This is a genomic window from Bradyrhizobium sp. (assembly GCF_028868675.1).
Classification (GTDB): domain Bacteria; phylum Pseudomonadota; class Alphaproteobacteria; order Rhizobiales; family Xanthobacteraceae; genus Bradyrhizobium.
Genome location: NZ_JAGWUA010000212.1, coordinates 1 through 8,024 on the forward strand (window position 1 = coordinate 1; position 8,024 = coordinate 8,024).

7 protein-coding genes are annotated in these 8,024 nt (G+C 65.6%); 2 read left to right on the forward strand and 5 right to left on the reverse strand.

Annotation, left to right across the window (positions count from 1 at the left end; translation table 11 throughout):
* Window positions 1-240 precede the first annotated feature (240 nt).
* From KGM94_RS21275 to KGM94_RS21285, 3 genes are all read right to left on the reverse strand, one after another.
* Window positions 241-1,104: an alpha/beta hydrolase gene (locus KGM94_RS21275; protein ID WP_300263804.1), complete on the reverse strand. Its 864-nt coding sequence runs from the start codon at window positions 1,102-1,104 to the stop codon at window positions 241-243.
* Between the two features lie 25 nt (window positions 1,105-1,129).
* Window positions 1,130-2,233 carry a caspase family protein gene (locus KGM94_RS21280; protein WP_300263805.1) on the reverse strand — a complete coding sequence of 368 codons (1,104 nt, stop codon included), beginning with the start codon at window positions 2,231-2,233 and terminating at the stop codon, window positions 1,130-1,132.
* A 67-nt stretch (window positions 2,234-2,300) separates the two neighbouring features.
* Complete coding sequence (locus KGM94_RS21285; RefSeq protein WP_300263806.1) at window positions 2,301-3,086, reverse strand: M15 family metallopeptidase; 786 nt, start codon at window positions 3,084-3,086, stop codon at window positions 2,301-2,303.
* A 276-nt stretch (window positions 3,087-3,362) separates the two neighbouring features.
* On the opposite strand from KGM94_RS21285, the gene KGM94_RS21290 reads away from it, so the two are divergent.
* Window positions 3,363-4,022 (forward strand): TIGR02594 family protein, encoded by a 660-nt coding sequence (locus tag KGM94_RS21290; protein ID WP_300263807.1) that lies wholly within the window; start codon window positions 3,363-3,365, stop codon window positions 4,020-4,022.
* A 14-nt stretch (window positions 4,023-4,036) separates the two neighbouring features.
* Here KGM94_RS21290 and KGM94_RS21295 read toward each other — a convergent pair whose 3' ends face one another.
* Window positions 4,037-4,825 carry an MOSC domain-containing protein gene (locus tag KGM94_RS21295; RefSeq protein ID WP_300263808.1) on the reverse strand — a complete coding sequence of 263 codons (789 nt, stop codon included), beginning with the start codon at window positions 4,823-4,825 and terminating at the stop codon, window positions 4,037-4,039.
* 248 nt (window positions 4,826-5,073) lie between these two features.
* On the opposite strand from KGM94_RS21295, the gene clpB reads away from it, so the two are divergent.
* Complete coding sequence (gene clpB, locus KGM94_RS21300; protein WP_300263810.1) at window positions 5,074-7,713, forward strand: ATP-dependent chaperone ClpB; 2,640 nt, start codon at window positions 5,074-5,076, stop codon at window positions 7,711-7,713.
* Between the two features lie 44 nt (window positions 7,714-7,757).
* Here the strand turns inward: clpB and KGM94_RS21305 are convergent.
* A partial coding sequence (locus KGM94_RS21305) for a hypothetical protein (RefSeq protein ID WP_300263811.1) occupies window positions 7,758-8,024 on the reverse strand: 267 nt, incomplete at its 5' end.

Genomic DNA, 8,024 nt, shown 5'->3' on the forward strand with positions numbered 1-8,024 from the left:
GCAGCCCGTAGCCCGGATGGAGCGAAGCGCAATCCGGGGCAGATCGTGCCGGATTCGGGAATCCCGGATTATGCTTCGCTCCATCCGGGCTACGCAACTGGCCGGCTGAGCCGGGGCGGAGGAAGCAGCAGCCACCGTCATTGCGAGCAGCGATTGCGACGAAGCAACCCTCTCTCCGCTGAGACAGTCTGGATTGCTTCGCTTCGCTCGCAATGACGGCGTTGAGGCGCCGCCGTCGTATCAATTCGCCGCCACCGATCTCGGATCGCGTACCGGCCATCTTCCGGCCTCCACCAGCGTCACGAACCGCTCAACCGTCTCGTTGAACAGCGCGGGCTCCTCGAGATTGAGCACGTGGCCGGACTTCGGGAACATGGCAAGCCCCGCTGCGGGGAGATGCTTCTTCAGGAAAAGGCTCGGCTCGACGCAGGGGTCGTCCTCGTCGCCGCAGATGATCAGCGCCGGCGTCGGCACTTTCCGGATCGCCTCCGTCATCGTGTAGATCGAGGGACGGCCGCCCTGGAAGCCGCGCATGGTGTTGGCGGAGCCCTTGGAATTATGCCGCGCGAGCGCCGCGTAGAAGTCGGCGTGTCCCCGCGGGTCCTTGACCAGGAAGGGAATCCGGCTCGGCGCCTCGCGCGTGACCTTTGCGACTTCGGCCGAGCCCAGCGTGTCGAACTGCTCGGCATTGGCGCGGCACTGCTTGCGCCAGGCCTCGAGATTGTCGAGCTCGGAGCCCGAGCCGACGCCGGCCAGCGTCATCGACAGCGCGCGCTGCGGCGCGTTCAGGCCGATCTGCAGCGACGAATAGGCGCCCATCGACAGGCCGACGAAGTGCGCCTTGCCGATGCCGAGATGATCGAGCACCGCGAGCGCATCGGTATAGAAGTGCTTGTAGCTGTAGACCTCGCCCGAGGGGACGTCCGACGGCGTATAGCCGCGCGCCGAATAGGAGATGCAGCGGTGGCCGCGCGAGAAGTAGCGCATCTGCGGCTCCCAATTGGTGTGGTCGGCCGCGAATTCGTGCAGGAAGATGATCGGCGTGCCCTGGCCCGTCTCCTCGAAATACAGTCGGACCTTGTCGCTCGTGACGGCGTGGGGCATATCGTCTCTCCCGTCTTGTTCGTTGTCAGCGTTCGAAGGAGCCGATCAGCGCGACATTGGCCTGTTCGACGGCGTTGAGCGGAACGTCCCAGGCGTAGGGACGGTACCAATTGAATCGGCTGAAATACTGCGCGAGCACCGGATCCCTGAAGTAGCGGCCGCGCCGAGCAAAAATCTCGTTGCGCGCGATGCGGAGCTGCGCCGCGGACAGGCCCGCCAGCATGTCGCGCGTCAGGCGGATGCGGTCGGAATCGGGGAAGATGAAGTCGCGATCGGGACTTGCCGGGGTCGGGGACGGCGGCAGATCGGACCGGATCGCCGCCTGCGTGTCGGTGGTGGGCGGCGGCAGCACGACGGGCGGCGGCAGCGACGAGGACGTCGAGCCCTTGGCCAGGAAAATCTCGCCGTCGATCTCGTCGTAGTAGGCCGGCGATTGCGTCTGGCCGATGCTGCCCGCCAGCGACTTCACGGCCGCTCGGGTCTGCTTGGCGACTGCAATCAGGGAGTTGTCCGGGTTCTCCAGGAGCGGCAGGAAGCTTCGCGTGAACACCGAGTTCGGATTGGCGTCGCTGTCGGACAGACGGTCGAGTGCGACCTCGCCGACGCCGGCCGAATAGATCATGAACACGCCGCCGGGGAGGCTCGCGCCGGCCAGTCCCCGCGCGCCGCCGACCGAACGGCCGCCGGCCTGGCGGAACGGATTTTCCCGGCAGGCGTCCAGCACGATGATCTGCGTTCGGGTGCCGCGCGCCTTGAGCCGCTGGATCAGATTGTCGGTCGAGATCGAGACGTCCTTGAGCAGGCTCTGCTGCTCGGGTGCGACCCTCGGCGCGTCGACCGGGATCAGGTAGTTGGCGCCGTCGATCTCGACGCCGTGGCCGGAATAGAACAGGAAGGCGGTGTCGCCGGGCTGGATCGAGTTCTCGAAGATGCTGAACTTCTCGACGAAGTCGCGCCAGGCGAGATTTTCTCCCTGCGTGACCCTGAAGCCGAGCTGCTGCAGGCTGCGGCCGACGGCGCGGGAGTCGTTCACCGCCTTCTGAAGCTGGGTGACGTTGCGATAGGCGTCGTTGCCGACGACGAAGGCGAAGCGGTTCTCGGCGCGCGCAGCGCCGGTCGCAAGAAGCACTGCGATGACACCAAACAACCGCAGCGCTCGCATCGTCTCCCCCTGGAAGCCTGATTGCCCGTCGCGACTATTCGCGCGGCCAGCCCTGCTTGGCAAGCGCTATCAATTCGGGCCGGTACTCGAAATGCAGGCTGTCGAAATGATACCAGCGGCCGCCCCAGATGAAGCCGTGACGCTCGAAGATCTCGACGATCTCCCTTGGGATCCGGTTGCGCCAGGCGATGCCGCCGTCGGGTCGCTTCGCCCACAGCCAGTAGTCGCCGAACCTCGCATTGACGTCGATGGCTGCGCCGAAGGCGTGCACGGACAACCGGTTGGTTTCGGCGATCGGCCGGCAATTATAGGTGCCGGACGTCGGAACGAGATACGCGATCAGCGCGGCAGGCAGCCGGTCCAGTTCGCGCGAGACCTTCTCCAGCTGGTCGGCCACGCCGTTGATCGTGGTGACGCGGACGCTGCCGCCGCCGTGGCTCGGCAGCCACGGCACGGATTTCATCCTGGGCGCGATCTCGCCCTTGCGGCAGTCGCCGTACATTTTCAGGAAGAAGGCCTCATTGCGCAGCCGGCCCGGATCGATGTCGCGCGGTGGAGCCTGAAACGGCGCACCCGCCAGGGGATAGGGAATGGCGAACTGATCGCGGATGCTGGCCTGGTTGAGCCGCTGCTCGAACGGCAGGTTCGGTTGCAGGCGGCCGAGCGGCATGCGCGATCCGTCCTTCCAGACCAGCTCGGTTTCGCTGTAGGAGGCGAGCCGATCGGGGTAGGCGGCCACCAGGGCATCGAGCGCGGCGTCGGCGAAAGCCTGGGAGGACAGGCTTGCCAGGACGGCGACGAGAAGAGGCAGGCGTTTCATGGCTGGTGCGCGGTTTCTTCCGGACGCTTCCTGATCGTCAAGCGCGATCGGTGGAGCGCGCGTCTTATGCAAGCGAAGTTAACATGCGTCGGATGAAACATCGTGGCAATCCGAAGACGTCAATCAATACTGAATGGCGGGTCCTCTGAATTGCCCCGAAAGTGCTCGCGTACCGCCCCATCGCATCTTCGTCTTGCCACATCGCCGATTTCATAGGGGCGTCGCTGCCGCCCGCGTCGGGCTGCAGAGAATGGGGGTGTCACAAGAGGATGGAGTATGATCGAGTTGTTTGCGTTTCGCCGGCCGCACCGTGTCGTCGCGCTGGCTGTTTTCTCCGCGGCGGTCGCCGCAGTTGCTTCTCCCGCGTCGGCACGGCCTCATCGCCATAACCTCGCGCGCCATCACGTGCGTCACGCGGCCCACTATGCCGCCAGGCAGTACCTTCATCAGCGGTACCGACGCTATGCGCGGCCCTCACGCTACGAGAGCTTCGCCGGGCCATCCGGCATGTCCCCGATTGCCAACACCCGAACCGGCATCGTGCCTGCTGCGACTCGCAACGCGGTCGTGACCGGCGGTTTCGGCGGCGGGTCGAGCCTCGTGTCCGAGGCGCGCCACTATCTCGGCGGCAATCCGACCGGTCGCGGAAGCCTGTGGTGCGCGCGATTCATGAACATGGTGCTGCAGCACACCGGTCATCGCGGCACCGGTTCGGACATGGCGAGCTCGTTCGCCCATTATGGCCAGCGCATTTCGGGTCCCCAGGTCGGTGCGATCGCGGTCATGGGGCGACATGGCGGAGGCCATGTCGGCATCGTCACCGGCATCGACGCGCAGGGAAATCCGATCATGATTTCCGGCAACAACGGCAACCGCGTCCGTGAGGCGCCGGTCTCGCGCGGCCGGATCTACGCATATGTCATGCCGACCAACTGAGGCGAAGCCGAAGCTCACATGGGCTTCGGCGGCTCACGGGAAATCCTGTCGCCGACGCCGATCTCGGCGCCGGCGATCACCTCGGCATAGACGCCGCAATCCATGTGGCCGAGCCCGCGCATGATCGCCGGCGGAATTTCGAGGTCGCGCTCGGCAGTGACGGGGTCGACATTGACCGCGGTGCAACGGACGATGCGCTTGACCACCTTCAGCCGGGCCTCGCCGATCGCCAGCGTCTGGCCGAGCAGGTCGAGCTCGTACCAGGCCGGCCAGCCCTTGGCATAGAGATTGGCGCGGAAGCGCAAGGGGTGGACTGCGGCGCCGCCCAGCATGGCCTCGATCGCGCGGAGGCTCGACAGGTTGATGATCGAGACGACCTTGCGGGCGACGTCGGAAAAACTGTGGTCGCGGCCGGACAGTATTTTTGGCGGCCCGCGCAACTCGCTGACGAAATTCTCGGCAATATAGTTTTCGATCGCAGTCCGCCCCGCCGCCGTCTCCAGATCGCCGCTGGCGACGAGCTGGCCATCCTTGCGGATGGTGAGGAGGTTGGTCGCGTCCTCGAACCGGCTGTTGAGGCCCGCCAGCCGCTCATTGCGCATCAGCATCAGGAACTGGGTCTTGGGCATCCATTGCGGCGCCTCGGGATCGAAGCCACTCGGTCCGTTCTCGATGGCGTAGCGGCGGTCCGCAGGCAGGGTCTGGCCGGTCCGCAAGGCGACGCGGGGCAGGGGCTCCGGCGAAAGGCCTTTGACCGGATAGCGGTAGAGGCCGGCGATCTCGGCAGTCGGGCTGGAAGGCATGGGGCTTCTTAAGGGATTCTGCGGTGCCCCGCCAAGGGACCAGTTCGCGGGACGGCCCACGCACGAATTTGTGAAGTCGCCTCTTCCGCTTGGCCAAAGCCCTTCCCACATCTGCCTCAGGCCGGCGGCAACGTCGGTAAAAGACGACCGCTGCCGATTGAGACACCTCAATACGGCCGGCGAAAACCCAATGAAGATGCCGTTGGAGTGCCTTAGGGGCTCCGGCGGCAGGCCGAGGGAAGGTTGAGATGAACATCGAAAAATACACCGAACGCTCCAGGGGCTTCATCCAGTCCGCGCAGTCGCTGGCGATGCGGGAGGGGCACCAGCAGTTTTCCACGCTGCATCTCCTGAAAGTCCTGCTCGACGACAGCGAAGGATTGGCCGGCGGTCTGATCGACCGTGCCGGCGGCAATTCCCGTGCGATCCTCAAGGCGACCGAGGAGGCCCTCAACAAGGTGCCGAAGGTCTCCGGCGGCGGGGCGGGCCAGATCTATCTCGCGCCGGAACTGGCGCGCGTCTTCGACGCCGCGGAAAAGGCCGGCGAGAAGGCCGGCGACAGTTTCGTCACCGTCGAGCGGTTGCTGCTCGGGCTCGCGCTGGAGAAGACCAGCGAGGCCGGCACGCTGCTCAACAAGGGCGGCGTTACCCCGCAGAATCTCAACGCGGCGATCGAGGCGCTGCGCAAGGGCCGCACCGCCGACTCGGCGACCGCCGAGAACGCCTATGACGCCCTGAAGAAATATGCCCGCGACCTGACGCAGGCCGCGCGCGACGGCAAGCTCGATCCGGTGATCGGCCGCGACGAGGAAATCCGCCGCACCATTCAAGTGCTCTCCCGCCGCACCAAGAACAATCCCGTCCTGATCGGCGAGCCCGGCGTCGGCAAGACCGCCATCGTCGAGGGCCTGGCGCTGCGCATCGTCAACGGCGACGTGCCCGAAAGCCTCAAGGACAAGAAGCTGCTGTCGCTCGACCTCGGCGCGCTGATCGCCGGCGCAAAGTACCGCGGCGAGTTCGAGGAGCGGCTGAAAGCCGTGCTGCAGGAGGTGACTTCCACCGAGGGCACCTTCATCCTGTTCATCGACGAGATGCACACGCTGATCGGCGCCGGCAAGGCTGACGGCGCGATGGACGCCTCCAACCTGCTCAAGCCGGCGCTGGCGCGCGGCGAATTGCACTGCATTGGCGCGACCACGCTGGACGAATACCAGAAGCACGTCGAAAAGGACGCGGCGCTGGCGCGGCGCTTCCAGCCGATCTTCGTCAGCGAGCCCTCGGTCGAGGACACCATCTCGATCCTGCGCGGGCTGAAGGACAAGTACGAGCAGCACCATGGCGTGCGGATCACCGATTCCGCACTCGTTGCCTCCGCAACGCTTTCCAACCGCTACATCACCGACCGCTTCCTGCCCGACAAGGCCATCGACCTCATGGACGAGGCGGCGGCGCGGCTGAAGATGCAGGTCGATTCCAAGCCCGAAGAGCTGGATTCGCTCGACCGCGAGATCATCCGCCTCAAGATCGAGCAGGAGGCGCTGAAGAAGGAGAGCGACGTCGGCTCCAAGACCCGCCTGCAGGCGCTGGAGAAGGAGCTTGCCGAGCTCGAGGAGAAATCCGCGGCGCTGACCGCGCGCTGGAGCGCGGAGAAGAACAAGCTGTCGAATGCGCAGAAGCTGAAGGCCGAGCTCGACGGCCTGCGCGTCGAGCTCGCCAATGCCCAGCGGCGCGGCGAATTCCAGCGCGCCGGCGAACTGGCCTATGGCCGCATCCCGGAGCTCGAGAAGAAGCTCGCGGACATCGAGGCCAAGGAGAATGCCGGCGAGATGATGGAGGAGGCGGTCACCGCCAACCACATCGCGCAGGTGGTCTCGCGCTGGACCGGCGTGCCCGTCGACAAGATGCTGGAAGGCGAGAAGGAAAAGCTGCTCAAGATGGAGGAGCAGCTCGGCCGGCGTGTCGTCGGCCAGAGCGAAGCCGTGCATGCGGTCGCGACCGCCGTGCGCCGCTCGCGCGCCGGCCTGCAGGACCCGAACCGTCCGATGGGCTCGTTCATGTTCCTGGGTCCCACCGGCGTAGGCAAGACCGAGCTGACGAAAGCGCTGGCGGAATATCTCTTCAACGACGAGACCGCGATGGTCCGCCTCGACATGTCCGAGTACATGGAGAAGCACTCGGTCTCGCGCCTGATCGGCGCGCCTCCGGGCTATGTCGGCTATGACGAGGGCGGTGCGCTGACCGAAGCGGTACGGCGCCGGCCCTATCAGGTGGTCTTGTTCGACGAGATCGAGAAGGCGCATCCCGACGTCTTCAACGTGCTGCTGCAGGTGCTCGACGACGGCCGCCTGACTGACGGCCAGGGCCGCACCGTCGACTTCCGCAATACGCTGATCATCATGACCTCGAACCTCGGTTCGGAATTCCTGGTGAACCAGCCGGAGGGCGAGGACACCTCGGCCGTACGCGAGCAGGTGATGGGGATGGTGCGGGCGCATTTCAGGCCCGAATTTCTCAACCGGGTCGACGAGATCATCCTGTTCCACCGCCTGCAGAAGAGCGAGATGGGCCGCATCGTCGAAATCCAGTTCGCGCGGCTGCAGCGGCTGCTGGAGGATCGCAAGATCACGCTCACGCTCGATGACGTTGCCCGCGACTGGCTCGCAGCCAAGGGCTGGGATCCGGCCTACGGCGCACGGCCGCTGAAGCGGGTGATGCAGCGGCATCTGCAGGACCCGTTGGCCGAAATGATCCTCGCCGGCGACGTCTCCGACGGCGACCGCGTCGTGATCTCCAGCGAGGGCAACGTGTTGACCTTCAACGGCAAGGCGCCGCAGACCGCCGAGATCGCGCAGTTCGAAGCGCCGGTGCCAAAGCGTAAGCTGAACTGACGTACTGACCTTGAGAGATGCTCCGGCATACGTGCCGGGGCATCTCATCCTTGCGTGATGGAAGGCCCGGCGGAATTTCCGGCGTCGTGGCCGTCGTCATCGTCGTCCGGCTCGAGTTCGGCGAGGATATCCACGAGTTCACGAACCCGCCCCGCGGCCAGCGGCCGGCCTGAATTCATCATGGGCTCGTCGTTGGCGAGCCATGCCTGCGCTTCGGCCAATTCCTCGACAGTCGCACCGGTCGCGATGATCTGGGCGATGGTGACGTCGTCGATGGCGCCGATCGCCCTGGCGAGGTCTTCCCGTGTCAG